The organism is Nostoc sp. 2RC (assembly GCF_014222165.1).
Taxonomy (GTDB): Bacteria; Cyanobacteriota; Cyanobacteriia; order Cyanobacteriales; family Nostocaceae; genus Nostoc; species Nostoc linckia.
This window is the reverse complement of sequence record NZ_JACKZU010000071.1, coordinates 1-25,690: the sequence shown is the minus strand read 5'-3', so window position 1 is coordinate 25,690 and position 25,690 is coordinate 1. Positions and strand designations below refer to the sequence as shown.

General features: G+C 40.4%; 23 protein-coding genes. 6 read left to right on the top strand and 17 right to left on the bottom strand.

Annotated elements, in window-relative coordinates:
- Positions 1–129: 129 nt before the first annotated feature.
- The 12 genes from GNE10_RS10950 to GNE10_RS10895 all read right to left on the bottom strand — a co-directional run bounded on the left by GNE10_RS10950 (position 130) and on the right by GNE10_RS10895 (position 14,945).
- Entirely contained in the window at positions 130–1,446 is a 1,317-nt protein-coding gene (locus tag GNE10_RS10950; protein ID WP_185565204.1) for an NAD(P)H-dependent oxidoreductase, read from the bottom strand.
- 311 nt (positions 1,447–1,757) lie between these two features.
- Complete coding sequence (locus GNE10_RS10945) at positions 1,758–3,005, bottom strand: glycosyltransferase (RefSeq protein ID WP_185565203.1); 1,248 nt, start codon at positions 3,003–3,005, stop codon at positions 1,758–1,760.
- Positions 3,006–3,073: 68 nt separating this feature from the next.
- Positions 3,074–3,631 (bottom strand): dTDP-4-dehydrorhamnose 3,5-epimerase, encoded by a 558-nt coding sequence (rfbC, locus tag GNE10_RS10940; RefSeq protein WP_185565202.1) that lies wholly within the window; start codon positions 3,629–3,631, stop codon positions 3,074–3,076.
- 51 nt (positions 3,632–3,682) lie between these two features.
- Positions 3,683–4,540: a phytanoyl-CoA dioxygenase gene (locus GNE10_RS10935; RefSeq protein ID WP_221642809.1), complete on the bottom strand. Its 858-nt coding sequence runs from the start codon at positions 4,538–4,540 to the stop codon at positions 3,683–3,685.
- 99 nt (positions 4,541–4,639) lie between these two features.
- Complete coding sequence (locus GNE10_RS10930) at positions 4,640–5,647, bottom strand: glycosyltransferase family 2 protein (RefSeq protein ID WP_185565201.1); 1,008 nt, start codon at positions 5,645–5,647, stop codon at positions 4,640–4,642.
- A 162-nt stretch (positions 5,648–5,809) separates the two neighbouring features.
- Positions 5,810–7,078 (bottom strand): class I SAM-dependent methyltransferase, encoded by a 1,269-nt coding sequence (locus tag GNE10_RS10925; protein ID WP_185565200.1) that lies wholly within the window; start codon positions 7,076–7,078, stop codon positions 5,810–5,812.
- A gap of 99 nt (positions 7,079–7,177) precedes the next feature.
- On the bottom strand, positions 7,178–8,203 hold the full coding sequence (locus GNE10_RS10920; protein WP_099072359.1) for an NAD(P)-dependent oxidoreductase: 1,026 nt from the start codon (positions 8,201–8,203) through the stop codon (positions 7,178–7,180).
- A gap of 289 nt (positions 8,204–8,492) precedes the next feature.
- Positions 8,493–9,707, bottom strand: coding sequence for an L-2-hydroxyglutarate oxidase (gene lhgO / locus GNE10_RS10915; RefSeq protein WP_185565199.1), 1,215 nt, complete (start codon positions 9,705–9,707; stop codon positions 8,493–8,495).
- A 184-nt stretch (positions 9,708–9,891) separates the two neighbouring features.
- The gene (gene rfbF, locus GNE10_RS10910) at positions 9,892–10,665 is read right to left on the bottom strand and encodes a glucose-1-phosphate cytidylyltransferase (RefSeq protein WP_185565198.1); all 774 of its coding nucleotides are present in this window, start codon (positions 10,663–10,665) and stop codon (positions 9,892–9,894) included.
- Between the two features lie 565 nt (positions 10,666–11,230).
- Positions 11,231–13,396, bottom strand: coding sequence for a tetratricopeptide repeat protein (locus GNE10_RS10905; RefSeq protein WP_185565197.1), 2,166 nt, complete (start codon positions 13,394–13,396; stop codon positions 11,231–11,233).
- Between the two features lie 54 nt (positions 13,397–13,450).
- On the bottom strand, positions 13,451–14,233 hold the full coding sequence (locus tag GNE10_RS10900; protein WP_185565196.1) for a PP2C family serine/threonine-protein phosphatase: 783 nt from the start codon (positions 14,231–14,233) through the stop codon (positions 13,451–13,453).
- Positions 14,234–14,270: 37 nt separating this feature from the next.
- Positions 14,271–14,945, bottom strand: coding sequence for a VWA domain-containing protein (locus GNE10_RS10895; protein WP_099072643.1), 675 nt, complete (start codon positions 14,943–14,945; stop codon positions 14,271–14,273).
- 825 nt (positions 14,946–15,770) lie between these two features.
- On the opposite strand from GNE10_RS10895, the gene GNE10_RS10890 reads away from it, so the two are divergent.
- Positions 15,771–17,141 carry a response regulator gene (locus GNE10_RS10890; RefSeq protein ID WP_185565195.1) on the top strand — a complete coding sequence of 457 codons (1,371 nt, stop codon included), beginning with the start codon at positions 15,771–15,773 and terminating at the stop codon, positions 17,139–17,141.
- A gap of 75 nt (positions 17,142–17,216) precedes the next feature.
- On the opposite strand, the gene GNE10_RS10885 is transcribed toward GNE10_RS10890, so the two are convergent.
- A complete protein-coding gene (locus tag GNE10_RS10885; RefSeq protein WP_311774806.1) occupies positions 17,217–17,705 on the bottom strand; it encodes an SPASM domain-containing protein in 489 nt (162 codons plus the stop codon).
- Positions 17,706–17,871: 166 nt separating this feature from the next.
- On the opposite strand from GNE10_RS10885, the gene pheT reads away from it, so the two are divergent.
- The 3 genes from pheT (at position 17,872) to GNE10_RS10870 (ending at position 21,753) form a co-directional block, all read left to right on the top strand.
- On the top strand, positions 17,872–20,334 hold the full coding sequence (gene pheT / locus GNE10_RS10880; protein WP_185565194.1) for a phenylalanine--tRNA ligase subunit beta: 2,463 nt from the start codon (positions 17,872–17,874) through the stop codon (positions 20,332–20,334).
- Between the two features lie 133 nt (positions 20,335–20,467).
- A complete protein-coding gene (locus tag GNE10_RS10875) occupies positions 20,468–20,737 on the top strand; it encodes a YciI family protein (protein ID WP_185565193.1) in 270 nt (89 codons plus the stop codon).
- 221 nt (positions 20,738–20,958) lie between these two features.
- Positions 20,959–21,753, top strand: a complete 795-nt coding sequence (locus GNE10_RS10870) for a Tab2/Atab2 family RNA-binding protein (protein ID WP_185565192.1) — start codon at positions 20,959–20,961, stop codon at positions 21,751–21,753.
- Here GNE10_RS10870 and GNE10_RS10865 read toward each other — a convergent pair.
- The 3 genes from GNE10_RS10865 to thyX all read right to left on the bottom strand — a co-directional run bounded on the left by GNE10_RS10865 (position 21,750) and on the right by thyX (position 23,536).
- On the bottom strand, positions 21,750–22,310 hold the full coding sequence (locus GNE10_RS10865) for a dCMP deaminase family protein (RefSeq protein ID WP_099066802.1): 561 nt from the start codon (positions 22,308–22,310) through the stop codon (positions 21,750–21,752). The genes GNE10_RS10870 and GNE10_RS10865 overlap by 4 nt on opposite strands.
- Positions 22,291–22,725 carry a dUTP diphosphatase gene (gene dut, locus GNE10_RS10860; protein WP_185565191.1) on the bottom strand — a complete coding sequence of 145 codons (435 nt, stop codon included), beginning with the start codon at positions 22,723–22,725 and terminating at the stop codon, positions 22,291–22,293. Before dut ends, GNE10_RS10865 begins: the two co-directional genes overlap by 20 nt.
- Positions 22,726–22,813: 88 nt before the next feature.
- Positions 22,814–23,536 carry an FAD-dependent thymidylate synthase gene (thyX, locus tag GNE10_RS10855; RefSeq protein ID WP_099066804.1) on the bottom strand — a complete coding sequence of 241 codons (723 nt, stop codon included), beginning with the start codon at positions 23,534–23,536 and terminating at the stop codon, positions 22,814–22,816.
- Positions 23,537–23,737: 201 nt separating this feature from the next.
- On the opposite strand from thyX, the gene GNE10_RS10850 reads away from it, so the two are divergent.
- Both GNE10_RS10850 and GNE10_RS10845 read left to right on the top strand, forming a co-directional pair.
- A complete protein-coding gene (locus tag GNE10_RS10850; protein WP_099066805.1) occupies positions 23,738–23,953 on the top strand; it encodes a chlorophyll a/b-binding protein in 216 nt (71 codons plus the stop codon).
- Between the two features lie 141 nt (positions 23,954–24,094).
- Entirely contained in the window at positions 24,095–24,676 is a 582-nt protein-coding gene (locus GNE10_RS10845; protein WP_099066806.1) for a thioredoxin family protein, read from the top strand.
- Positions 24,677–24,773: 97 nt separating this feature from the next.
- Here GNE10_RS10845 and GNE10_RS10840 read toward each other — a convergent pair whose 3' ends face one another.
- Positions 24,774–25,286 (bottom strand): hypothetical protein, encoded by a 513-nt coding sequence (locus GNE10_RS10840; protein WP_185565190.1) that lies wholly within the window; start codon positions 25,284–25,286, stop codon positions 24,774–24,776.
- Positions 25,287–25,690: the final 404 nt, after the last annotated feature.

The following is a 25,690-nucleotide window of genomic DNA, read 5'->3' as shown; positions in this document are numbered from 1 at the left end:
GCATTGGGTATGGGGGAAAGGGGGAAAGGGAAAGGGGGAAAGGTTAAATTTATCCCTTTACCCTTTACCCTTTAACCTTTTCCCGTGCCTCAAAAGTCTCCTCATCCCCACGTCTATAAATCTGAAACTTTAATACCCAACTGCTGCCAAGATTTTCTCTGGGGCGAAATAGCTGTTTTGCTCGGCCCGTAATTGGTCGCAAACTCTACCTTCGGGTAATTCTACGTCGTCGTATGTGAGGACTCGATCTCTAGGAATGTCTCGTTTGAGGCGACATCCTTCGGCTAAACCGATTGGTAGGAGATTTTGCTGTTGGACGATGTCGGAATTTTCGCATTGTCCGTAGGTCATGTAGTAGCCGATGCCGTCGAGGGTTTCTCCGGCTTGGAGGTCGATTTTAGCGGTGGTGACTACATCTACTAAGGGGCCTGCTAGGGGAGACATGACGGCATCACCGAACAAAACTACACGCGCTACCGATAGGGGAACTTCAAAATGACAGAGGTGATAGGGAGTATAGAAGCTATAAAGGGGGCCTTCACCTAATTTATATAAGTTCAGATAATGGCGTTGCTTGGGGTCGTCGTGGGTGGCAAATACGTATACACCAGGGCCGGGTTTGGCTCCAACTACATAATCGACGATACCACCAAGTTCTTTGAGTTGTTCCACATCATAGAGTTTGGTCATTTCATCGACGTAGCCGGTGAAGTCATATCCGAACATACCGCGTTTGGCGACTTTCATGCCTGTGGCGTTGGCAACAATGGCTTGCTCGAAGGAAATTTTGGTTCCATCGGCAAAGCTAGCTACCATGTGGGGCTTTTGACCCCAACGTTTGGCAAATCCTTCCTGGGTGGTGGGATTGCGATAGGGGTCTTGGAGTCCTTTGATGTTACCGCACAACAGGGGAGTTAAACCAATGCTTTTGACAAACCGGTAGAGGTTCATTTGTACCCCTGGCTGGTCGCCATCACAAGCGCTGAGAATAACGCCTGCTTTGTCGGCATAAACTTTGAGGATGGGGCCAATGGTGCCGTCGAGTTCGGCGTTCATCATAATTACATGTTTGCGATGGGCGATCGCTTCCATGACGATTTGAGCGCCAAATTCAATTGCACCTGTAACTTCGATGAGTGCATCGATACTTTCGGCACGACACAGTAACTTAGCGTCTTCTGTGACTGCATATTTCCCGTTGGCGATCGCATCTTCTAATTCGCCGACAGTTGCAACAACTTGAATATCTTCAATTCCTGCTTCTGAATAAGCTTGTTTAGCTGCATCAATATGGCGATTAAAGATAGCAACTAACTCCATTCCTGGGACTGAATTGACAATTTGGTTGGCAATTCCTCTACCCATAAAACCAGCACCAATCATCCCGACTTTAATGGGATTACCTGCTGCTGCTCTGGCTTGTAAGGCGCGATCGATAATAATCATGGACTAAACTCCTTTTGAGAACTGTTTGTTGTGTTACAAATTTCTAATTATTTTGTACTTAATAATTCGTTACCAATAGTTATTAAGTACATTTTCAGATGCGATTTGTATTAGTAATACTTTGGTACTCTATAGCAATTTCCAGTTTAATGAGGTACGGAAGCAATGTTTTCAAACGCAGAGGGGAGGCAGCGCGTTGGGCGGGTTTCCCGACTTGTGGCGACTGCCGTCGCACAGAGGAAAGCGCAGAGGTACGCAAAGGTTGATTAATCGCAGTGTAAATAAGTAAAAAGTTTAAAGATAAATACTTTTTATTTTTTACTTTGTTGTACGAGTTGTTTGTTAGATTCTATGGGATAACTCTGTTTTTGAGATTTTTGGCGATCGAGCATTTGCTCTACAGCATTTTTATATGCTTGAGCAAACTTTTCTCTGGTATGATTTGTTCTGGCGTATTCCCAAGCTTTTTGAGACATAATTTTCAGGTCTGCTACGGGGGAATTGGCAATACTTCTGACTTTCGCTTTAATTTCTTCTAGAGAAAGGTTATCAAAAATTACACCAAAATCGTGGACATCCACACCAGATTCATAACTTAAAATCGGAATTAATCCAGCGTGTAAGCAACTGATGACTGCTCCTGACTGTCCCTCGGAAACGGAAGGATAAACAAGTCCGAGGCAATTATTTGTTACCTGGATAAACTCAGGACTACTAACATCAATCCAGCCATAAGTATGAATGTTTGGTGTTTCGTAGAGTTCTTTATAGAAAGCCTTCTCAAATTCTTTGTCATTACTAATGGGGCCGCAAACCGTTAAATGGTATTCTGGCATTTGAGCAAAGGCATCTAAAACTAAATCTAGTCCTTTGAGAACTAAAGCACTACCACCAAACCACAGAAAATTTTTCCTGACTGCGGCAAAATCTTTCTGTTCGGGATAGGGATAAACAATGGGGGTAGAAATGGGGATACGATACATTGGTTTGTTGGCATATTGGAATGTACCAACTGTAAAATCGTTGCCCAAAACAGTAGCACAATCGGCATATTCAATGCCCAAATTAGGCGTTTCAAATCGCTGTGGAGTTAAGGTAATTCCTCTGCGTTGTTGGAGTTCTAGCAGCCGATTGCATTCAGCTGCATTACGAAATACCATATTCGCAATGTCAACATGAAAAACTTTAATGCAATCTTTATTCAGTTTTGGTGCAAGTGCCTCCATTCGATGACGAATATCAATGAAAAATGCGTAATTTTTTTCGGGAACGAATTTATCATTGTGAAACTGGATGACATCAACGTTGTAGCGCATGTCTAAAAAAGTTTGCGCTATTTGCCAAACTTCCCAATACCAAGTATGGTCGTTAGGCATTGGTTGACCTGGTTTTAATAAGAATGGTTCAATTCGATAAGAAAGGAGTACGTTTCCTTTAGAAGGTTGTTTGGGTTTGAGGGAAACAACTTGTAAAGTTTTGGCGTAATTGATGCGGGCTTGGATTTTTTTAGAGATTACAGAGGAGGCGTTGGTGAGCAGAGATAGAATATTAGTTGGCATTTATTTCTACCTTGATTAATTTTTTGACTCACGCAGAGGCGCAGAGGCGCAGAGAAAAGGAGGGGAGATTATCTAGTAGCTGTACCGCCGACGGTCATCATTCTTAATAAGGGCCAATTTAAATCTTTTTCAGAGATTTCTGTGACATCTAAAGGCCAATCAATGTTAAAAAATGGGTCGTCATAGCGTAAACCACGCTCATATCCAGGTGTGTAAAATTCACCTACTTGATATACAACTTCGGTTTCATCTGTGAGTGTTTGATAACCGTGAGCAAACATTTCTGGAACATACAAAGCACGACGATTTTCTGGAGTGAGTTCTACGCCGATGTGTGATAAAAAGGTGGGAGATTCGGGACGCATATCAATAATTACGTCATAGATAGCGCCTTTAGTGCAGCGAATTAATTTTGTTTCGGTTGCTGGTTGAATTTGATAGTGCATACCCCGAATTGTGCCTTTTTTGTAATTAAAAGACAGATTACATTGGGCGACTGTCGGCTTTAAATCACGTGCTGCAAATTCTTGAGCGCAGAAAGTCCGGGCGAAAAAACCACGATGGTCTGGCTTTTCTTCTAAGTCAATAATGAATGCGTCTTTGAGTTCTGTTTCAGTAAAAATCATTCTAATTACTCCAAAATAAATCTTGATTTACCCACTCTTGTTTTTGCGGACTTAAGCTTTAACTTCCTCTAAAGTAGAAGCTAACTTTACTCTGTAATAAGTATCATCCCAATATTGCGTACAAAGCTCTGGTCTTTCCGGAGGATTAGCGGTATAACAAAAGAATAATGTTGACCGTTCTTCTGTGCGGACTGTACCGTGATGCAAAGCATTTTTTGTATCTACAATAATTACTGTACCTGCTGCACCAGTACAGGATTTCCAAGCTGATTTAGGGATGACTGGTTTCACATCTTCATCGTCAATCCCCATATAATTTGACTTGAAAAGTTTATAGTAAAGCTGAATATATTTCCAACTGAATATAGGAGTTAAAGAACGAGGAATATATTCAAATGGCCCGGTTTTTTCTTCGACATCATTCAGATAAATAAAGATTTTGATGATGCGTCGGTCTTCAGCGTCGCTATGCCATAACAGCGTTCCAAATTGGTGTTTGCTAGGAAAATCTTTGCGTAAATGTACGCCATGAAACGCAACAGGCAAACCAATATAATTTTCGATGATATTGAGCAGCCTTGTGTGGTTTCCCCAGTTAAAAATTTCTGGTATACCTGTGACTGTGTAAATTTGTGGTAACTTTTCCTCTAAATGGGCATTATTTGGATCTGCCATCTGAGACAATTGTTCATAAGCAGCTTTCAGGAGTTCGGAGCCAGAATTTAACCCTAAATCTGTGAGTGTTGTGACATAAACACCGTCTTTTTTAAGAGCTTTGAGGATTTGGCGATCGCCTGCTGTTAATGCTGGCAATTTTTTGCTATGCTCCCAAAGGGCTAGGTAGTATTTTAAATCAAAATACAGCATAAATATTTTGTGTTTAATTGCCCGGAAAATTCCATTCAACATAATGTAAAATCCTCCTATTTATTGATATGATTGCAAATTTTACTAGCGGAGAATTTCGCAGAAAAAAAGCGTCATTGCAAATTACAAGGTACGAATTATTTAAGGCTCGTAACTCCGCATTTCCTGACTAGATATTTCACTTGATTCTGCTAACTCAAACTCTTTGTAAATCATCACGTCAAAAGCACACAAACTAACTAAAGCTAAGAATGGAACTACTGTCTTGATAGCAGACATCGGCCATCTTCTTAAAGCACCCAAGAAAACTTTCCAGTTGACTTGTTTACCGTTTTGCAATAGCATTCTTCTACAAAAATGCTTAGAATATCCATTTTCTTGCAATTTCAAAATCACTTCTGGGATGTGTTTGTATTGCATTAACAGTGCAGATTTTGGTTCTTTTTGCCAATAACTCACACCAACAACACATTCCAAATAAGTTTCTTTAGTGACAATTACACTACCATTTGCAGCACAATAACCGGCTAAATAAGCTAAAGATATCCAGTTATTTTCAGCGTCAGGCCAAATTCGCAAAGCGCGTTTTACTAAATCAGTACGGTAGATTGTAGCTGTTAAGAAAATAACTGCGCCGACGCTTTTGGAAAAGCAATGTTCAAATATACCTTTACCGTCACCATCACCATGTTCGCTATCTATATCAAACCAGCGATTCCCAATAATTGTGGGGGGATGAACTGGTTCGCCTGTAATTTGATTGCGTCCAGAAAAATTTAAAAACAATAATGATAAATTTTCGTGCAATCTGAGTTTATCGATTACATAAGCAATGGCTCTATCTTGAATTGGGTCATCATCACCAATTGTCCAAACATATTTTGTGGTTGCAGAATTTAGGCAATACATAATATTCTTGACTACGCCTAAATTCTTGTAGTTTTTATTTGAGTTGAATGTGATATTACTGAGTGTATTTTGCCATTTTTTGATTATTTCTTGAGTATTGTCTGTGGAACAATTATCAGAAACTAAAATTTCACATTCATCTTCAAAACCTTTGATAGCTTGAGCCAGCCATGCTAATTGTTTATCCAGTAATACAGCGCGATTATAAGTAGGAATGGCAATGGTCAGTAATTTAGGCATAGTGGAGTATTGAAATTTGCAAATAGCCTATGGTTCGATAGCAAATATTTTCATGGCAAATACGCCTTTTTAAAAAAGGTAATTCAGGAGTTAATCATTAAACATTACAATCATTGATGATGAATTCTAATTGATGACTCCTGAAAGACTTATATTTACTAATTACAATGCTATTAAAACCCTATCAGGAACAGGACATGGGTAAATTTGTACTTCAGGAATTGGCACTACAAATTGTCCGCCCCATTCGCTAATAAATGCCATTTGTTCCATAATTTCTTCCTTGAGATTCCAGGGTAAAATTAGTACATAATTTGGCTGAGTTTCCCGAATTTTATCTGGATGAAAGATAGGGATATGAGTTCCAGGTAAAAATAAACCTTGCTTGTAGGGATTGCAATCTACAGTGTAATCAATAAAATCCTTCCCAATACCACAATAATTGAGCAAGGTATTACCTTTAGCGGGTGCGCCATAACCAACAATTGATTTTCCTTCTGCTTTAGCCGCTAAGATAAAACTTAATAGCTTGTGTTTTGTTGCTTTAACTTTCTCTCCAAATGAAATGTAAGTTTCTATGCGATGTAGTCCAGCAGCAATTTCTTTTTCTTTTAAATACCGTACTCGTTCTCTAATGCTAGGATAATCAACATCATCGTGTTTGGCATATATTCTGAGGGAACCACCATGAGTTGCTAATTCCTCCACATCAAAAATTCGCAAGTTGTGTGCTGCAAAGATTTTTTCAATGGTCAAGAAGGAGAAATAAGAAAAATGCTCGTGATAAATAGTATCAAATTGATTTTGCTCGATGAGTTGCAAAATGTGAGGAAATTCCATCGTCAAGATGCCATTTGGTTTGAGAATGGCTTTCATCCCAGCGATGAAATCGTTTAAATCTGGCACATGAGCTAAAACGTTATTACCTATTAAAAGGTCAGCTAACTTTCCTTCCATAACTAGTTCTTTGGCAGTTTCAACTCCAAAAAACTTGTTAATAGTAGGAATACCTCTATCTTCTGCAACCTTGGCTATATTTGCCGCTGGTTCTATTCCTAAAACAGGGATGCCTTTCTCTAAAAAATATTGCAGTAAGTAACCGTCATTACTAGCGATTTCAATAACTTGGGTATGATGATTAAAGTGAAACTTTTCCACCATCATATCGGTGTAATTTTTGGCATGTTTTAGCCAACTTGTTGAATAGGAAGAAAAGTAAGCGTAGTCACTAAAAATTTGGTCTGGAGTCTCAAATTGTTCTAATTGAACTAAGAGGGTATCTTCCGAAATATAAGCGTGGAGAGGATAAATTTTTTCGGCTTTATTTAGTTGTTCTGGTCTTAGATAAGCATTGGCTAAGGGTGACATGCCTAAGTCAACAAAGGTTTTATGTAAAGGTTGACCACTAAAACGACATTTTGCGATCGCCATAATTTCCAGCCCTATTAATAGTGAACAAATTGCTGTGTAAATAAGAATATATATTTGTAGTTTGCACTTTAGCGCTAAAGCACAAACTACAAACACTTTCTACTTCTTCCAGAAGAAATCTTTGTCTATTTGCTCGGTACGAATTAAATACTCTAGCTGTTTTAAACGAGTAAATCCTCTAAACAAGAAAGTATCTTCAGCCATATCAATTTGACTGAATAATTTAAGTAACTGCTCGGCACCAAGGCGAGCATTCCAATCACATTTAAATCCAGGTAAAATACTGTTAATTTTCTCAAAGGATACCCGGTAACTGCGGTTATCTGCGCCGTTATTGCCAAACAACAATTTACAATCAGGGAAAACATCAGCAATAATTTCAGCGATTTCTTTCACCCGATAATTATTAGCTGTATCTCCAACATTGAAGATTTGGTTATGTACAATATCTCGTGGTGCTTCCAAGGCGCAGACTATCGCTTTGCAAATATCCAATGCATGAACTAATGGACGCCAAGGAGTACCATCACTGGTCATTTTGATTTGTTTGCTAGTCCAAGCCAACCCTGCTAAGTTGTTTAAAACAATATCAAAGCGCATCCTGGGAGAAGCACCAAAAGCAGTTGCATTCCGCATAAAGGTAGGTGAGAAGTCATCGTCAGCTAATGGCGCAACATCTCTTTCTACAAGGGTTTTACACTCTGCGTAAGCTGTTTGGGGATTAACCGGAGATTCTTCTGTAACATCAGTGCCAGTAGCAACACCGTAGACACTGCACGAAGACATATATACAAAACGACGCACACCCATAGCCTTAGCCAAGCTAGCCAAACGAACTGAACCTACATGATTAATTTGGTAGGTAATATTGGGTGCTAATTGTCCTGCGGGGTCGTTGGAAAGTTCCGCCATGTGAACAACTGCTTCCACACCTGACAAATCATCAGGGGTGATATTACGGATATCTTTGTTAAGAGTTTTGGCTGTGATATCAGTACCGTTGTAGAGCCAACCGACTTTATAGTAACCAGTATCTATACCGATAACTTCATGTCCCCGTTCCATTAACAAAGATGGCAATAGTGAACCCAGATAGCCTTCTGTGCCAGTTACTAATATTTTCATTGTAGTTAATGCCTTTGTATTGAAGAGTTAAAGGAGTCAGAATTCAGGAGTCAGGAGTCAGAATTCAGAATTCAGAATGGGCTACGCCCTGCTGCGCTAACAGGAGTCAGAATTCAGATAGTTTCTATGTCTGTTTTTGAAACTTAGATGGTGTACTTCACCCTTGTGGGATGGGCGTCTCGCCCGTCCTTTGATGTTGTGGACGGGCTTTTTGGCCCAACCCACAAGATTAATCTCTGAATTGGGAAACGTTAATATGTATGCTCAAAGCACAAGCAACTATAACTATCTATGCAGTTACTACGCTATCTAGATGCGAAATTTGGGGAATTTGCGCCACAATTGCTTTGCCAATTTCTAGAGAAGAAGTAGCAGCAGGAGAAGGGGCATTGCAAACATGGATGGAGTTTTCGCCGGAAACAATCAAAAAATCGTCTACAAGCTTGCCATCGTTCATTAAGGCTTGAGCGCGGACTCCTGCATGGGTGGGGACTAAATCTTCTGCTTGGACTTCGGGAATTAGTTTTTGCAAACTTTTCACGAAGGCTGCTTTACTAAAGGAACGAATAATTTCTTGGATGCCTTCAGGTGCATGTTTGGCTGCTAATTTCCAGAAACCGGGATAAGTCATAACCTCTAGAAAATCGCCCAAATCAAAATCGGTTTTTGTGTAACCTTCGCGTTTGAGGGATAGAACCGCGTTTGGCCCTGCATGAACGCTACCATCAATCATCCGGGTAAAGTGGACGCCTAAAAAAGGAAAATCTGGGTTCGGTACTGGATAAATTAAAGTTTTGACTAGATAGCGTTTCTCTGGAGTGAGTTCGTAGTATTCTCCCCGGAATGGAACAATTTTGGCTTGGGGTTCAACTTTATTTAATCTGGCAGTGCGATCGCTATGCAATCCACTACAATTAATTACGAACCGAGTTTCAAAGCTACCTTTGTTGGTTTCTAGTACCTGGCTTTTACCCCTTGGTAAGATTTTCAATACTTTTGTATTTAGGCGTAAATCTCCCCCTTGCTGTTGAATCAGCTCGGCATATTTCAAACAAACTTGCTTGTAGTTAACAATGCCGGTTGAAAATACCCGAATTCCCCCAACACAACTAACATGAGGTTCGATTTCCTTGACTTCTTCGGGGCTAATTCTTTGGACTTTTATGCCGTTTTCTAAACCGCGTTGGTAAAGATTTTCGAGGCGTGGTAGCTCTTGTTCTTCAGTGGCAACAATTACTTTACCACAAACTTCATGGTCAATTCCATATTCTTGACAGAAATCTACCATTGAACGGGAACCATCGCGGCAAAATTTAGCTTTGAAACTCCCTGGTTTATAGTAAATACCAGAATGAATTACCCCGCTATTATTGCCAGTTTGATGAAATGCCCATTGACTCTCTTTTTCTACTACTAAAATACGTGCATTGGCATAGCGTTTACCTAAAGCCAACGCTGTAGAGAGTCCAACTATTCCCCCACCTATAATTGCAAAATCATACATTAGAATTATCGTACTTGTAGTTACACTAAATCTATAAAGTCATTTGTCATTCGTTATTTGTTATTCGTTATTTGTTATTTAACTCCTAACTCCTAACTCTTTTTTACCATACCTTCCAAGGAGCTTTGTCATTCGTTATTTGTTATTTGTTATTTAACTCCTAACTCCTAACTCCTAACTTTTTTTACCATACCTTCCAAGGAGCCTGATTGCTGTTCCATAGCCCCTCTAGATAATTTTTATCACGTAAGGTATCCATTGGTTGCCAAAAACCATAGTGTTTGAAAGCAGATAGCTGTTCCATGTAAGCTAACTTTTCCAATGGCTCTTGTTCCCACACGGTGGAATCATCAGCAATCAAGTTTATCACTTCTGGTTCTAATATAAAATAGCCGCCATTAATCCAAGCACCATCGCCTTCAGGTTTTTCCCGAAAACTGGTGATTTTAGTTTGCTCGTATCCTAAGGAAATGGCACCAAAACGTCCTGCTGGTTGTACCGCTGTGAGGGTCGCTAAGGTATTTTGTTGTTGGTGAAATTGAATTAATTCGGTGATATTAATATCACTGACACCATCACCATAAGTAAAGCAAAAAGTTTCATTTCCCAGATGTTCGCTGATGCGTTTTAAGCGTCCACCAGTCATTGTATGATCGCCCGTATTTACTAAAGTGACACGCCAAGGTTCAGCATATCCAGAATGCACATTCATTTGGTTAAATCTCATGTCAAAGGTGACATCTGACATGTGTAAAAAGTAGTTAGCGAAATACTCTTTAATTATGTAACCTTTGTAACCACAACAAATAATAAAGTCATTAATGCCGTGGGTAGAGTAAGTCTTCATTATGTGCCACAGAATGGGCTTACCACCAATCTCAACCATCGGCTTGGGTCTGATACTAGTTTCTTCACTGAGGCGTGTACCAAGCCCTCCAGCCAAAATTACCGCTTTCATGCAATTACCTCGGAAATTTGCAGAGATATTATTTGTCTTTCCTGATATGAAGAGGATGCACTTATATGGAGAAAAATTGATTTCTGATTTATTTTTCTCAGTCAATAATCTAACTGTATTTTTTGACAAAATTATGAAGTAGATATAAATTAAAATCTTTTATATATAAAGAATATCTATAGAGTAGAATTCAGAATTCAGGAGTCAGAATTCAGAATTAATTAGGCAAGTATAAAAGAATTCTTTAATTATTTTTTAATAAATTATGCATTAGTAATCCGGTTGAATTTTTGAACTCCTACAGCATAGGTATTAAATTATTGTAGGGGCGCACAGCTAGCTGTGCGCCCCTAGAAATTGCTATGAAATTAACACTAGCAAATCATAATCAGATTTGATTTATTCAATCAAAACCAATAATATCCAACTAATACAGCATTCAATCATCCTGAAGTACACAATCTAAGTCTGATAGCTAAGCACAGAGATGATTCTAATTCTGACTACTGTTAGCGCAGCCCATTCTGAATTCTGAATTCTGAATTCTGACTCCTGAATTCTGAATTTAGTTGATTTTTTCTGCATTACTTGAGCCTGGGAATAAAGGGTCACATTTGTTTTCAACAACTACACACATATTACTGAGTGCTTGCTGATAGTTATCCATATCATCTTGCTCAAGAAAGATTTTGGCAGCTGTCTGTAAATCTGCCATTGCCTTTGTTTGGTTTTGGTTGGATTCACTGCCACCATATTGGGCTAGTTCATAACGCACCATACCTCGTTTGAGGAAGGCTTTTGCTAGTTTGGGGCTGATGGTTAATGCTTGGCTAAAGTCAGCGATCGCTTGTTTATATTCTTGCTCGTAATTGCTGCTATATTGGGCAATTTGATAGTAAACAACACCACGCTGAAAATAAGCTTCTGCTTTGGATAAATTCAGTTTGATTGCTTGAGTAAAATCTGCGATCGCTCTTTTATAAATTTGTTGAGACTCACCGCTATATTTAGCCATTTGGGCGCGGACAATACCACGTCTAATGTAAGCTTCAACTTCTTGGGGATCGAGACCAATGGCGCGATTGTAATCCGTGAGGGCTAAATTATATTCTGTATCCGGATCGTTGCTATACTCAGCAAGCATAAACCGCGCATTTCCCCGATTCACCAAAGCTTTAATTTCCTTGGGTTTGATTTTCAAAGCTTGGGTATAATCTAGAACTGCTCCTTCATAATCTTTGAGATTATAACGAGCATTGCCTCGATTAACTAGGGCTTTGGCGTGTTTGGGTTCTTGTTCAATGGCTTGACTATAATTTGCAACTGCTTTTTCATAGTCTCGCTGTTTGTAAGCACTATGACCTTGTTGATAATAATCGGCAAAGCTGAGTTTATTAATTCCCTGATTAGATTTCAATGTTTGTTGAGTGTAAGCGTTTTGGGAAACTAACGGCTCAGTAAATTTAATCATTAAGTCCGCAGATCCCAATAAAACTAAACCCAATAAGCAAAAACCAATGGGGTACAACTTAGATTTTTTGGAGCGTCTATAATAGGAACCGCTTGGCGTCATTGGTTGCCAATAATTTGCTAAGTGCGATGGCATGGCCCGTTGTGGCAAACGCGGTGTTTGGGTGTGGCGCTTTTTCGGCTTGATTCGGGGTTGGAGATGTTCTTTGGCTTCTATTGCTCGATGTGATGGGAAAGGATCGCGTCCACCTAATCGCACGGTACGTTCGCACCAAGGACAAAGGTCTAGGTGGTTGTTGTAACGATGTTGGGGATTAGTTGTGCAAGTAATTAGGGAATCTTCGGCTTCTGCGATTGCACTGAGCCAAGTTTGGGCGCTAGGACGTAGCTGTGGGTTGTTGTGACCATCTTCAAAACAACGCACGAATAGTTCTTGTAACCCAGGATGAAGAATTTCCCAAGGGGGGGCGATGGGTGTAGGTAGGTAAGGTACGCGTCGTTTTTGGCTGTAAGTAAAATGACCGGCGGCGATGCGAGCTTCGTAAGGTGGAGGCTCAATGGCACCTTGAAAAATCCCAGAAAATGGGTGCGTACCTTCCATTAATAGTTGGAATACTAGTACTGCTAACCCGAATAAATCGTGAGAAATTTCGCGATCGTGTTCTGCAAAAGTTTTATTTTGAAGTTCTGGTGGCGTAAACTCCGGTTTACCCACTGGACAACGGTAAACCAAGTTACCATCAGGGTTACGTACTTGGAATGAGTCTGTGTCAATTAAGGTCACCAGTGCTGTGTCACTGACGAGGATGTTTGACTCATTCACATCACCAATGCAATATCCGCTAGCGTGTAAAGCCGCAAAAGCCGCCGCTAAGTTACGAGCGGTGCGGAGCAGGTACTGATAATTGAATAAGGGGCAGTGTTGGCGACGAGTTCTGGGGTTATAAAAGTCAATGATTGGACGCATTCCTTGAATGCGTGGCATTAAAAACCCCAGGATGTTGTTGCTACCATCTGCTGCGTGCAAGAAAGCCTCAGGCCAAGCGATGGAAATATGCCCCAAACTAGCTGTGGGGTTTTCTGGCGGGTTAGCCAGCATCGCTTGGAGTTTTTCGGCATGGGCACTGGTTGGCTTATGGTATATCTTGGCCACCAAGTTGCCATCGGATGGCACTGCATAAACACAAGCTTCACCGCCACGCCCCAGACTCACACTCAAATTGAGGATTTCTTTTTTGGGAGAATAACGTAGTACCTGCATAGTCAATTACCGCTAACGGGAGTATTTAAAATCTCAAATTTTTAAAGTTAATGCTTATGAGTTGTTGAATGCAGCTATTATCAGTGTCAAATCATCATCAGTGCGTTGGGCAATCCGCTCTGAACGTAAAAATTTTACTAACTGCTCTTTTGCTGCTGTCTTGTCCTCGGCATTGGCTACAAATTCAAACAGCGGAAAAAAGAACGGTTTATGAGGTTCCCCAACAACCATATTTAAAGCCAGCATTTGTAACCCGTCAGTAATTATACCAACATTTACTATGTCTGTACGCCATAATCTCATCTGTGCTGTGTCTAAGGCAGTGGGCGAAGTTAAAAAAGTGGTTTCGTTGATGTATTCGCCACTATCAGGCATAGTTACTGCTAAAAGGTTGCCCAGTCGGTCTTTGGCCACAGCCAGACCATCACCTATTTGGGCTACAGCCACAACCTCTGGTGTGGCAACCATAATAATTAAAGTAGTTGCTAAGTCAGCAAGTTGTTTTTCGCAAGCAACTGCTTCTTGTTCAACAGCTTTTTTGGCAGCTAGTAAGGCATCATTTAAGAGCGATCGCACATTAGCATCATTAGTCAAACTGCTCCGGGTTAGTCCTTTACTAGATAGGTTTTCGATGGCTGTTTCCACAGCCAGCATCGCTCCTACTTTCCCCAGACTTGCAGAACCCGCGCCATCTGCTGCTGCTGCCACTAAAATGTTATCCGCCAATATCTGCCAGTGATGAGCGTCCTGGCATAATTGCTTGTTTCTTAAGTGACTTGTACCACATACTGACGCAGCCACAATCCGCCATTGAGCAATCTGTTTCGATATGTTCATAAGGTTTTGTTCCAACAGCTAGCTGCCATTTTTGTAATTAAACAGTCCCCCAACCAATTGGCGGTAGTGCTACCTGTTCGTCCACCTGGGAATGCGAAACAGCCGACATACTAGCTGAAAGCCAAACAAACATCTCAATGAAGTTTAGTCCTTTGAGTTTCAGTGGAGTACGTACAGCTATTTGATTTAAGCGCGTCATATTCGCATTTTCTACACCTACTGTAAAAAATGCTACACGCTTACTAGCTTCATCACCTTGTAAGCGTTGGGCTGCTTGCTCTACTACATGATCTAACTCACCTTGCGGTTCTCCATCGGTAATCATAAATACCCAAGGACGGTAGTAAGCAATTCCATTGGTACGATACTGAGACTTTCTTTCTTGAATAAGATCTAAAGCTTTATGAATTCCTGCACCCATCGTTGTCAATCCCTGAGCTGTTAAAATCGGCGGATTGAATTGATCGGCGGTTACAAAGTCTTGTACTACATTAATATTGCTGTCAAAGGTGACGATGGCCACTTCTACTCTTCTAGCAGCCAAGGGATTTTTGACTAATTCATCCTTTAAACTGAGTAAACCCTGATTCAAAGCCTCAATGGGGTCTCCCTGCATTGAGCCGGATGTATCTAGTAAGAGGACACACGGACAACGCGGTTCTGGGTTTTCTGCAAATTCTACAACTTCATCAAGTCTTAATGTGTCATGCATAACTTTTTGTGTTATGTTAAAATCCAAAGTTTTAATTTCCTATTTTCAATCTATATGTTTGCTAGTCACTAACGCGACTACAGATAATAGTATCTAGTTGTAGATGCTGTGGTTAGCATCAAACAAGTTCTTCTCACCCAGTTCTCTACATATTTCAGCAGAGGTTGAACGGCGTTTAGTTTTGCAAAAAAGAGTTTCTCAAAACTCAGCATTATCTGTTGTAGTGTATCTACCAAAAATTTATATCTATCAAACCTACAGTACAATAAATACGTAGAATTTCCTACATAAGTTTTTAAAGATTTTATGTAGGACAATAATTTCTTAATATAAAAGTAATTCAGCATAATTAAGTTCGTTTACTTTACAAGTGTGCCTGGGTAATTGTGAAAACCGAGAATCAAATTTAGTTCCTTAGGAAACTACTCTAGCGAAAGATGTAGATGATTGCAGTTTCAGATCGAGAGCGATCGGTAGTCAGTCAAGTTAAAAACAATCAAGATAATACTGACATTGTATTGATAATTCTTCTTTACATTTGTTTATTTTCACCTACATCAGTTAAGAACAACTGGAAACACAACTAAAGACAAGTTTTTTCATAGATACTGTACACAATTAAACAAAAAGACTTATTCCACACACCTCCAAAAAACGTATAAAATACAACTAACAATTGAAAAATTTATGAATTTTAATATATATACATATTTCAAATAAATAATTTGTGCATAAAGAAATATTACAAAGAAGAAAATACTTCATCGCTGATATTTGTAATTTACAAATGTTAGGTTGCTGATTCCGCAAAAAAGTAGAAAAAGTATGAATAATTCAGGTGTGTTTGCCAAACTACGTCCTTTAAGTTTGTTAAGACAATTATCTAATTGCTCGGACACTACTTGTTTACAAGCATTTAGTAACTCAGTTTCGTGGTTGATTTACTTAGAACAAGGCAAAATAACTTACGCTACTCATTCAGTAGAACCCTTTGACCGACTAGAACGTCATTTGCGTCGCTTAGGCCATCAAATTCCATTACTTACCAACGAGGTTCGCGTTCAAGTTCGTTTGATGTTTGAACCTGACTTGCACAGTCAGTTAACAGAACAAGATGCTCAATCCACAAGCCAGCCTCCTGAATATCAAGCTATATACTGGCTTGTTAGTCAACAACATCTACATTCTACGCAAGCAGCAGCATTGATTCAAGAATTAGTTAAAGAAGTGATTGAATCATTTTTGCTCATTAAAGAAGGCAGTTATGAATTAAGTGAACCTTTTAGTAGAATGTCAAAAATTTGCAGGTTCGACATAGAAAAAATTTTAGAACGCTGCCAAGCAAGATTAGAGAGTTGGCAGTCATTTAGTCCACAAATTTCTTCTCCGTATCAGCGTCCATATCTGTTGGCTAACAACCAATTAGAGCAAAAAGATTTACCAAATCTCCAGCCGAATTTAACTAACTGGATGAAAGGTTTTAGCATTTGTCATTTGGCTGCAATTTTGAATCAGGATGAAATTAAACTAGCTCGGCAATTATATCCCTACATCGTTCAAGGGAGAATTATTTTACACGAACCAGATCCACCATTTGATAAACTACCAAAATTATTTGAGGAAAAATCGTTTTTACCAAAATTGACCACAGATTTATTTGATACTCAAGAAGAAATCAATAGTTCTCTAGATATTACTCAAGAGAATGATGTCGTTGAACAATTACCACAAAATTCCACTCCTCCAACAGCCAACTTTCCAGAACCAACAATATCAAATAACATAAATTCCCCTTCCGAAAGAGTAGCCGCCGCTACTGTAACTCCACCAAAAATCCACAAAATCGTTTCTGTAGATGATAGCCCCACAATTCTTAAAGAAATTAGCCATTTTTTAGAAAATGAAAATTTTTCTGTAGTCACCATCAACGATCCATTAAAAGCAGTTTTGTCAATTATCAGGCACAAACCAGACTTAATTTTGCTGGATCTAAACATGGCAGGAATTGACGGTTATGAATTGTGTAAGATTATACGTAATAATTCAATGTTTAAACAGACTCCTATTATCTTTGTTACTGGTAACAAAGGAATTGTAGACAAAGTAAAAGCCAGATTAGTCGGGGCATCTGGATATTTAACCAAACCATTTACGCAAGCAGATCTACTGAAAATAGTTTTCATGCATTTAACTTAAATTCATGAATATACCGAATTTTTACTAGTGGAGAGAGGTAACAGGGAACAGGTAAAAAGGAATAAAATTGACTTTTTAATGCCCGATACCCAATCCCCAATCCCCAGTTCCAGCTTGTTGTGTGTCGGCTGCTATAAATTGAGATTTTGACATAGAGCGATAAACCAAAGGCGGGGGTGAATTCAAGTTTTCCTGATTTGCTTGTTTTGTGAGTGTGGTAATTAGGTGATGGTGTGGTGAGAGATGACACACAGGATCGGTGGTAGCAGCATTGTTTGTCAGAAGTAAAGCTTGGCAACGGCAACCACCAAAATCAACCCCACGGCGATCGCAACTTTGGCAAGGTTCAGGCATCCATTCTGTTCCCCGGAAGGAATTAAAAGCAGGCGATTCAAACCAAATCCAATCTAGTGAATGGTTGCGGACGTTAGCAAATTCTAATTCTGGAATCGAAGTGGCGGCTTGGCAAGGTAGGACATCGCCATTGGGAGCAACAACAACAGCTCGATGACCCCAGCCACCCATACACGCTTTGGGATAATCTTCATAATAGTCTGGAAGCACGTATAAGATGTTATTTTATTAATTTTTATCCTGGGATTGTTATGTCAGTGCAACATAGTACGATTGTTCAAGAGAAAGGCTATAACTTGCGGAGTGAATAGCGATCGCGAGCGAAAAGACACTCTAAAATGAGAGCAAAAGACGATTCCTAAAACCAGCACACTCCATGCGTATTTCTTTAAACTGGCTGCGCGAACTAGTAGAGATAAAACTTAGTCCAGAAGAATTAGCCGAAACTCTGACAATGGCGGGGTTTGAAGTAGAAGATATTGAAGACCGCCGCACTTGGGCAAATGGCGTAGTTGTGGGGAGAGTGCTTGAGCGTCAACCACACCCCAATGCTGATAAATTAAGTGTTTGTCAAGTGGATATTGGCGCAGATGAGACTTTAAATATTGTCTGTGGCGCTGCTAATGTCAAGGCAGATATCTATGTGCCTGTGGCAACTACGGGAACTTACTTACCCAATATTGATTTAAAAATTAAACCTGCAAAACTGCGTGGTGTCCCTTCTCAAGGCATGATTTGTTCTTTAAAAGAACTCGGTTTGCCCACCGATGTAGACGGAATTCATATTTTCCCCCAAGAAAAATTAACCTTGGGTAGCGATGTGCGTCCGTTGTTGGGTTTAGATGATGTCATTTTAGACCTCACGGCAACCGCTAATCGGGCTGATGCCTTGAGTATGGTGGGTGTAGCCAGAGAAGTAGCAGCTTTGACTGGTGGAAAATTGAGCATTCCCCTACCGAGTGAAGTACCAATTACTAAAAATACAGGAAATTTAGCTTTAAAAATTGCCGATACCCAAGCTTGCCCTGCTTACATTGGTACAGTCATTGAACAAATTAAAATTGCGCCATCTCCTGATTGGTTGCAACAGCGTTTGCGGGCTGCGGGAGTACGCCCGATAAATAATGTGGTGGACATTACTAACTACGTATTGTTGGAATGGGGACAACCACTGCACGCCTTTGATGGCGATCGCTTAAAATCAGTTGCCAATAGCGAAAGTTTAACCATCGGTGTCCGCTTCGCCACTGCTGGAGAATCCCTGAAAACCCTGGACGGACAAACTCGCACTTTAGCATCCCCAAATTTATTAATTACCGCCAACGACAAACCCGTCGCCCTAGCGGGAGTTATGGGTGGAGAAGAAACCGAAGTCTATGAAGCTACCGAAAGCTTAGTTTTAGAAGCCGCTTTATTTGATTCCGTGGCCATTCGCCGTTCTTCTCGCAGTGTGGGCTTAAGAAGTGAAGCTTCTGGAAGATACGAACGAGGAGTTAACCGCGCTGAATTGGAAGTTGCAAATCGTCGCGCCTTGTCGTTAATTAGCGAATTAGCTAATGGAGTTATTACTCACCAAGAAATTGCCGACACCCGCCCCGACCCATCTACCTGGAGTCGTTCCATTACCCTGCGTTTAGAAAGAGTGAATCAGGTACTAGGGCCAATCGATTTGGGAGAAGAAACAGCAGAACTCCAAGAACAAGACGTTGAAAGGATTTTGACTGCTTTAGGCTGTAAGTTAACTGCTTTGGGTAATGTCTTAGGACAAGATAATACACTGCAACCTACATGGTCTGTTTCAGTTCCACCCTATCGTTACCGCGACTTAGAACGGGAAATTGATTTAATTGAAGAAATCGCCCGCTTGTATGGTTACAACAGATTTTGCGATACCTTACCAGAAAAAGCCGAAGCTGGTTATCTGCCTTTAGACCAAGAATTGATTCGCAAATTACGAGCTTTCTTGAGGGCAGAAGGTTTAACAGAATTAATTCATTATTCTTTAGTTAAACCAGGAGAAGACAGACAAATAGTATTAACAAATCCATTGTTTGTTGAATATTCAGCTTTGCGAACCGATTTAATCTCTGGGTTAATTGACGCTTTTCAATATAATATCGAGCAGGGTAACGGTGCCCTCAACGGCTTTGAAATCGGGCAGATTTTCTGGCAAGAAGAAGACGGTTTGCAAGAAACAGAAGTCTTGGCTGGGATTATGGGAGGCGACATTTTCATTGGCAAATGGTCAAAAGGCGGTCGCGAACAACCCTTAACATGGTTTGAAGCCAAAGGAATTTTAGAAAGTGTATTTCGTCAAATCGGCTTGCAAGTAGAATATCAACCAGACTGTCGAGACGAACGTTTGCATCCAGGACGCACCGCTTCTTTATGGATTAGAGGTAATAGGCTGGGAATTTTTGGACAAATTCACCCGCAACTGCGGCGAGAAAAAGGCTTACCAGATTCAGTCTACATCTTCCAATTAAATTTAGATGCACTTTTAAATTCCCTAGAGGAAGACGAAACCTTCATTCCCAAATTTCGCCCCTATTCCACCTACCCAGCAAGCGATCGCGACATTGCCTTTTTCGCACCCGTGAAAGTCTCAGTGGGCGAACTGCAAAAAGCAATTACCAAAGCCGGCAAAGATTTACTTGAATCAGTGGAATTGTTTGACGAATATCGTGGCGAAAACGTCCCCCAAGGCCAGCGCAGTCTAGCATTCCGCCTAATTTATCGGGCAAGCGATCGCACCCTCACCGAAGCCGAAGTGGAACCAGTACACAATAAAGTCCGCGAAGCCTTAGTGGAAAAATTCGGCGTTAACCTTAGGAGTTAAGAGTTAGGAGTTAGGAGTTAGGAGTTAGGAGTTAATATAATTCCTCACTCCCCAAAACACTGACTCCAAAATTCAAAATTCAAAATTCAAAATCCAAAATCTAAAATCCAAAATCCAAAATCTAAAATTCAATATGCCTAAATACGTACTCTGGGGAACTTATTGCGAAGACGTTCTTGAAAAACGTGTTCCTTACCGCCAAGCTCATTTAGACGGATTAGCAAAACAGAAAGAATCCGGCATACTGATTACCATTGGCCCCACCAAAGATGTCACAAAAATTTTTGGAATTTACGAAGCCGAAGACGAAGCCACTGTTCGCGACTTAATTGAAAACGATCCTTATTGGAAAAACGGCATCTGGACAGAATATTCTGTCAAAGAATGGATTCAGGCTTTTTAAATTGGGCATGGGGTATTGGAAACGAATATTAGACGTTTGTCGATGAACTTCAGAACTTTGTTCATCGATATTAGAGCTTCGTCAATAAGGTTAAAACTCCAATTTTTTAGCTCCTGCTTCCCAATGCCCAATCCCCACTTGCCCTGAGCGAAGCCGTTCGCGTAGCGTCTCGCAGAGAAGGGATACTTCATGCCCCATGCCCCATATCCCATACCTAAAATATGAAAACCTGGCAGGCTGATTTTTATCGTCGTCCATCACCAGATGCATCTGGAAAAGTCTTATGGGAATTGTTGATTTGTGATGCAACTCGTAGTTTTGAATATGAAGCTACTTGTCTCCAATCAGCAGTCAATTCTAATTGGGTTGCAACTCAATTTCAGCAAGCATCTGGTGAAGAATTGCCGGATTTAATTGAGGTGTTTCGTCCTCAATCTCTCAATTTAATTGAGGCGGCTGGACGCAGTTTAGGTATTAAAGTCGAACCTACTCGCCGCACTTTAGCACTCAAACAATGGTTACAGGAAAAGCAATATCCTTCAGTGCTAGATAAACCACCACCTGCACCACTACCAGAGAATCTCTGGGGAGAACAATGGCGTTTTGCGACACTTCCAGCCGGGGAACTAGTGGATGTGTTTGCACAACGCCCAATTCCGATTTTGCACATTCCAGAATATCTCAAACCAATTAATTTAGGTTTAGCATCAACCATCGCTGTTGCTGGTGTGGTAATTTATGGTGGAAGGCGATCGATACAGTTGGCACGGTGGCTACAACAAGCCCGTCCCGTAGCATTAAACTACATTTCTGGCCCACCAGATGGCTTAGTTTTAGAAGCAGGCTTAGTAGATAGATGGATTGTTGCCACTTTTGAAGATTCAGAAGTTACCAAAGCAGCCCAAACATACGAACAACGAAAACAACAAAGCCAAGGATTACATTTTTTGTTAGTCCAACCCGATGATTCTGGAATGACTTATAGCGGCTTTTGGTTATTGCGAACAGAAGATTAGTTCTCTACCTTTTTTCTACTAGCTGTATCTAAAATAGATGTTGGTCTTAAAAGAGATAGGGAAGCTTTTTCTGCGATTTCTTGAGATAGGTGAATTTGTTTAATTTGAATCAGCCCTTCTTCAAGAAAAATATCTCTAACGCGAGCGTTTGCCCTACCAACAAAGGGTGTTTCATAATATACTTCTTTAATTCCTGCCGAAATAATCAGTTTCAAGCAAGAAAGACACGGTTCTAAAGTTACGTAAATGCTTGCTCCGTTGGTCGCTATGCCGTGCTTAGCAGCCTGAGCAATTGCGTTAGCTTCAGCATGAACCGCCCTAGATGGTAAATCCTTACTAGCATCACAACTAGCCAGTTCTGAATAACAAAAACCTTGGGATATACAATGGCTGGAGCCTGAAGGCGGGCCATTGTACCCAGTAGCTAAGACTTGCTTACTCTTAACAATAACAGCACCTACGGGAAAGGCTAAGCAAGTCGATCTAGTTGCTGCTAGTTTTGCCAGCATTAAGAAATATTCATCCCAAGATGGCCTGTTATAAGCCTGTTGAACCAAAACCCTTTCCTCCTCTAGTAGTCGTACTCAATTCTTCGCTGGCCTCAACTTTTACTGTAATTACAGGTTGAATTACCATTTGAGCTATCTTCATTCCAACATCAACTTTAAAAGTAGTACGACCATGATTAATTAAAATTACACCGATCTCTCCTCGATAACCTTCATCAATAGTTCCGGGTGAATTAAGAACGGTTATCTGATGTTTTAGAGCCAAACCACTGCGGGGTCTAATCTGAGCTTCAGTGTTTGGAGGTAGCTGAATGCAAATGCCTGTTGGAACTAACGCACTTTCACCAGGCTGAATCTGAGTTTCAACACTGGAAAATAAATCTAGTCCAGCATCTCCTTCATGAGCATAAGCAGGTGTCTGGGAGTTCTTTGAGAGAAGTTTAACTTTCAATACGTAGTCCATACAAGATTAAATGAGCAAATTTATTAAGTATAAAATTAGTGATTTTTAGAAGGCGTACCCTATGCTGTTTGCTATCTCAACTTATTCATCAAGGTGCTAACCTTGCTTTGCCTAAACGCTGCTTTTCATACCATTGAGCAATAGCAGGTGCCCAAGAAGCAAAGTGAGGCCACATCAGTTCGCACAATTTTTGAATTTCCAGTTGAGCGTCTTTCTTGTTTCTCAAGTCACAAAAATGCAAGAAAGACCTTAAATTGAAACTAACCACAAAATGCTGACGATAGTCAAAAGGTACTTTACCTCTGGCGTGTTCTTCAGACATTCCACCTTCAAAATCAGCTTTATATCGTTTAGCCGCTTCTAAGCACCACTCTAAATCGGCAGCACGTTGTTCTGGTGTATAGTAATATTTTTTACCTTGCCTATCAGTGTAGTAACCAACGGGACGCAGATAAATAACATCTTCTATGTCCTTCTTGCCTTCTACTACGTCAATAAATTGGTTGCCTGTATATCTAAAAGACTGGACATCAAATGAAACTCCTACTCTGTGAGTACGCGCCTGTTGCATAACACTGTGGGGAAAGTAACCACAGTTGAAAATAATCTGGGGATGCTCTAGAGGGCCATAATGTCCTCTTTCTCCCGCCAAAAGTCGCTTGACAATAATTTCGCCGCTTTGTGACTCCGAAGGCCATGAATCGCGCTCGTCAAACACGAACCCATCGGTATAGTCTTGGTGCATCGCGGCATAGATTACCTGCTGCGGGTTTGGGGTTTTGGCAATAACCTCTACTCGAAATCGATGCATTAGTGGATTAGTGATTGAGAGAACATCAGAACAAAGAACAAAGCCTATGACGGTTAAACACACGGCTTTGAACTCAATCCATAATCATATCTCTGCCTTGGACTTTTACTCGGACAGATTAAGATACTTTACTAAGATACTTTACAAATGTTAATAAACTTGTTACAGTTCTTTACATAATAAATAACAGGGGATAATCACATGCGTACAAGCACTGCTATAGTTGACGATCAAGGCAAACTGAATAACTTCGCCCTAGAGCCAAAAGTTTATGTAGACGAGCAAGGCGATCGCACTGGCTTCACACCTTATGCAGAACTGCTCAACGGTCGTTTAGCAATGATTGGTTTTGTTTCTCTAATAGCATTAGAAGTATTTACAGGACATGGAATAGTGGGTTTTTTGACCAGCCTGTAATCACTCAGTTACATAAAATAACTTTCAATCAATCTGAGAGGCGGGAAATATCTCGTCTCTCAGATTTGTTCAATATTTAGTGATATCTTGAAAAGATACTGATAGCAAAAGCTTCATCGGGGTAAAAATATCAGGTGAATTATGGCTTTAACAGCTTCAACAATGTTGCCACTAGGCACCAAAGCACCAGATTTTAATCTACCGGAAGTTGTATCTGGCAAGGCAACTTCACTTTCTACATTTGCAGACAAAAAAGCGCTCTTGGTAATTTTCCTTTGTCGGCATTGCCCATTTGTCAAGCACGTGCAGCAAGAATTAGCGCAGTTAGGCAAAGATTATTTTACGAGTGATTTAGCGATCGTTGCCATCAGCGCTAACGATGCCAAGAATTATCCAGATGATGCACCAGACTCATTAAAAGCATTTGCCACAGAACAAGGATTGACCTTTACCTTATGCTACGATGAGAGCCAAGAAACGGCAAAAGCTTACACAGCAGCTTGTACGCCAGACTTTTTTCTATTTGATGCCTCGCGCCGACTTGTTTATCGGGGACAATTAGATGATAGTCGTCCTAGTAATGGTAAACCCGTAACGGGTGCAGATTTACGTGCAGCCATTGAAGCAGTCTTAGCAGATAAACCTGTTACCACTGACCAAAAACCGAGTGTTGGTTGCAACATTAAATGGAAACCTGGAAATCAACCGAGTTATTTTGGTTGAAATGAGCATGGGGCAAGCAGGAAATTAGGAGTTAGGAGTTAGGAGTAGTGGGGTGAAATTCGATTACAATCTCCCCATCTCCCCATCTCCCCAGATATCAATGTTTAATTTCCAAATTCAGAATGTAGCGTCCTAGTTGGATTTTGTCTGCCCACAATTCATATTCCAGTCGCAAATGTTCTGGTAAAGGATGTGCATTGAGAGCTAGGCTCGTAGTAAAGTTTCGTAAACGAATCGGATCGTTACATTGCAAGGACTCAGTTGGCAACCAATAACGACTAATACCATAAACACCCTGTTCCCAAAAGTGACGATAACTCACTTGGGCGTTACCTTGCATAGTCATAATTACCCGATAAGGGGAAATTTCCAACCACAAAATTCTGGGACTGCTAGGAGCATAAGCTTTATTTTTACTTTGAGGAGAAGTGTCTTCTGAACTGAGGACACTTTCTACTTCGCAAGTAATTAGAGGCGGTGCAGTTAGTAGTAAATGAAACCGGTCAGTGTCTTTTTGATACAATGTCCCGGCAGTTTCAACAACAGACCAAATTGGTAGGTCAGTAGAAATAATTGATAAGCACACGGGCTTGCGGTGATGGGTCAGCATGGGAGCGATAAGGGCTAAAAGCTACTAAACAAAATGAAATGAACACTAGGAGTCTAATGGTCGGGGTAAGAAACTAAATAGTAAAACAGGTTTAATATTAACTGAATTCGCTGGTTGGTTAAGCTACACAAATTAGGATAGAAACAAGTACGATGCAAACCCAGACAGCAAAAACAGCAGTTTTTCTAGAAAGAGCTAATTTGTAATTAAAGCTTGTAAATATTCTAAAGCTATAGACCCAAAACAGTGGGAGTCTTTAAATAGATGCAAAAAAACCTTCTTGTGGGGACTGACCGTAAGTAGGTCGGTGTGAATATTTATCATTAACCCTCTTTTGTCACTCTAGGCAGAGGAAAAATAGAAATGAGGTATATTGAAGTTTTGCAAAATTGGGCGAGTCAGAT

What these genes read in the sequence shown, in the direction of transcription:
- GNE10_RS10840 (WP_185565190.1), bottom strand. Translation starts at nt 25,286, where the DNA reads ATGCTGACCCATCACCGCAAGCCCGTGTGCTTATCAATTATTTCTACT.
- thyX (WP_099066804.1), bottom strand. Translation starts at nt 23,536, where the DNA reads ATGCATCGATTTCGAGTAGAGGTTATTGCCAAAACCCCAAACCCGCAG.
- rfbC (WP_185565202.1), bottom strand. Translation starts at nt 3,631, where the DNA reads ATGATTTTTACTGAAACAGAACTCAAAGACGCATTCATTATTGACTTA.
- GNE10_RS10900 (WP_185565196.1), bottom strand. Translation starts at nt 14,233, where the DNA reads ATGAACATATCGAAACAGATTGCTCAATGGCGGATTGTGGCTGCGTCA.
- pheT (WP_185565194.1), top strand. Translation starts at nt 17,872, where the DNA reads ATGCGTATTTCTTTAAACTGGCTGCGCGAACTAGTAGAGATAAAACTT.
- GNE10_RS10925 (WP_185565200.1), bottom strand. Translation starts at nt 7,078, where the DNA reads ATGGCGATCGCAAAATGTCGTTTTAGTGGTCAACCTTTACATAAAACC.
- dut (WP_185565191.1), bottom strand. Translation starts at nt 22,725, where the DNA reads ATGGACTACGTATTGAAAGTTAAACTTCTCTCAAAGAACTCCCAGACA.
- GNE10_RS10945 (WP_185565203.1), bottom strand. Translation starts at nt 3,005, where the DNA reads ATGCCAACTAATATTCTATCTCTGCTCACCAACGCCTCCTCTGTAATC.
- GNE10_RS10905 (WP_185565197.1), bottom strand. Translation starts at nt 13,396, where the DNA reads ATGCAGGTACTACGTTATTCTCCCAAAAAAGAAATCCTCAATTTGAGT.
- GNE10_RS10845 (WP_099066806.1), top strand. Translation starts at nt 24,095, where the DNA reads ATGGCTTTAACAGCTTCAACAATGTTGCCACTAGGCACCAAAGCACCA.
- rfbF (WP_185565198.1), bottom strand. Translation starts at nt 10,665, where the DNA reads ATGAAAGCGGTAATTTTGGCTGGAGGGCTTGGTACACGCCTCAGTGAA.
- GNE10_RS10890 (WP_185565195.1), top strand. Translation starts at nt 15,771, where the DNA reads ATGAATAATTCAGGTGTGTTTGCCAAACTACGTCCTTTAAGTTTGTTA.
- GNE10_RS10895 (WP_099072643.1), bottom strand. Translation starts at nt 14,945, where the DNA reads ATGCATGACACATTAAGACTTGATGAAGTTGTAGAATTTGCAGAAAAC.
- lhgO (WP_185565199.1), bottom strand. Translation starts at nt 9,707, where the DNA reads ATGTATGATTTTGCAATTATAGGTGGGGGAATAGTTGGACTCTCTACA.
- GNE10_RS10930 (WP_185565201.1), bottom strand. Translation starts at nt 5,647, where the DNA reads ATGCCTAAATTACTGACCATTGCCATTCCTACTTATAATCGCGCTGTA.
- GNE10_RS10950 (WP_185565204.1), bottom strand. Translation starts at nt 1,446, where the DNA reads ATGATTATTATCGATCGCGCCTTACAAGCCAGAGCAGCAGCAGGTAAT.
- GNE10_RS10875 (WP_185565193.1), top strand. Translation starts at nt 20,468, where the DNA reads ATGCCTAAATACGTACTCTGGGGAACTTATTGCGAAGACGTTCTTGAA.
- GNE10_RS10850 (WP_099066805.1), top strand. Translation starts at nt 23,738, where the DNA reads ATGCGTACAAGCACTGCTATAGTTGACGATCAAGGCAAACTGAATAAC.
- GNE10_RS10935 (WP_221642809.1), bottom strand. Translation starts at nt 4,540, where the DNA reads ATGTTGAATGGAATTTTCCGGGCAATTAAACACAAAATATTTATGCTG.
- GNE10_RS10870 (WP_185565192.1), top strand. Translation starts at nt 20,959, where the DNA reads ATGAAAACCTGGCAGGCTGATTTTTATCGTCGTCCATCACCAGATGCA.
- GNE10_RS10920 (WP_099072359.1), bottom strand. Translation starts at nt 8,203, where the DNA reads ATGAAAATATTAGTAACTGGCACAGAAGGCTATCTGGGTTCACTATTG.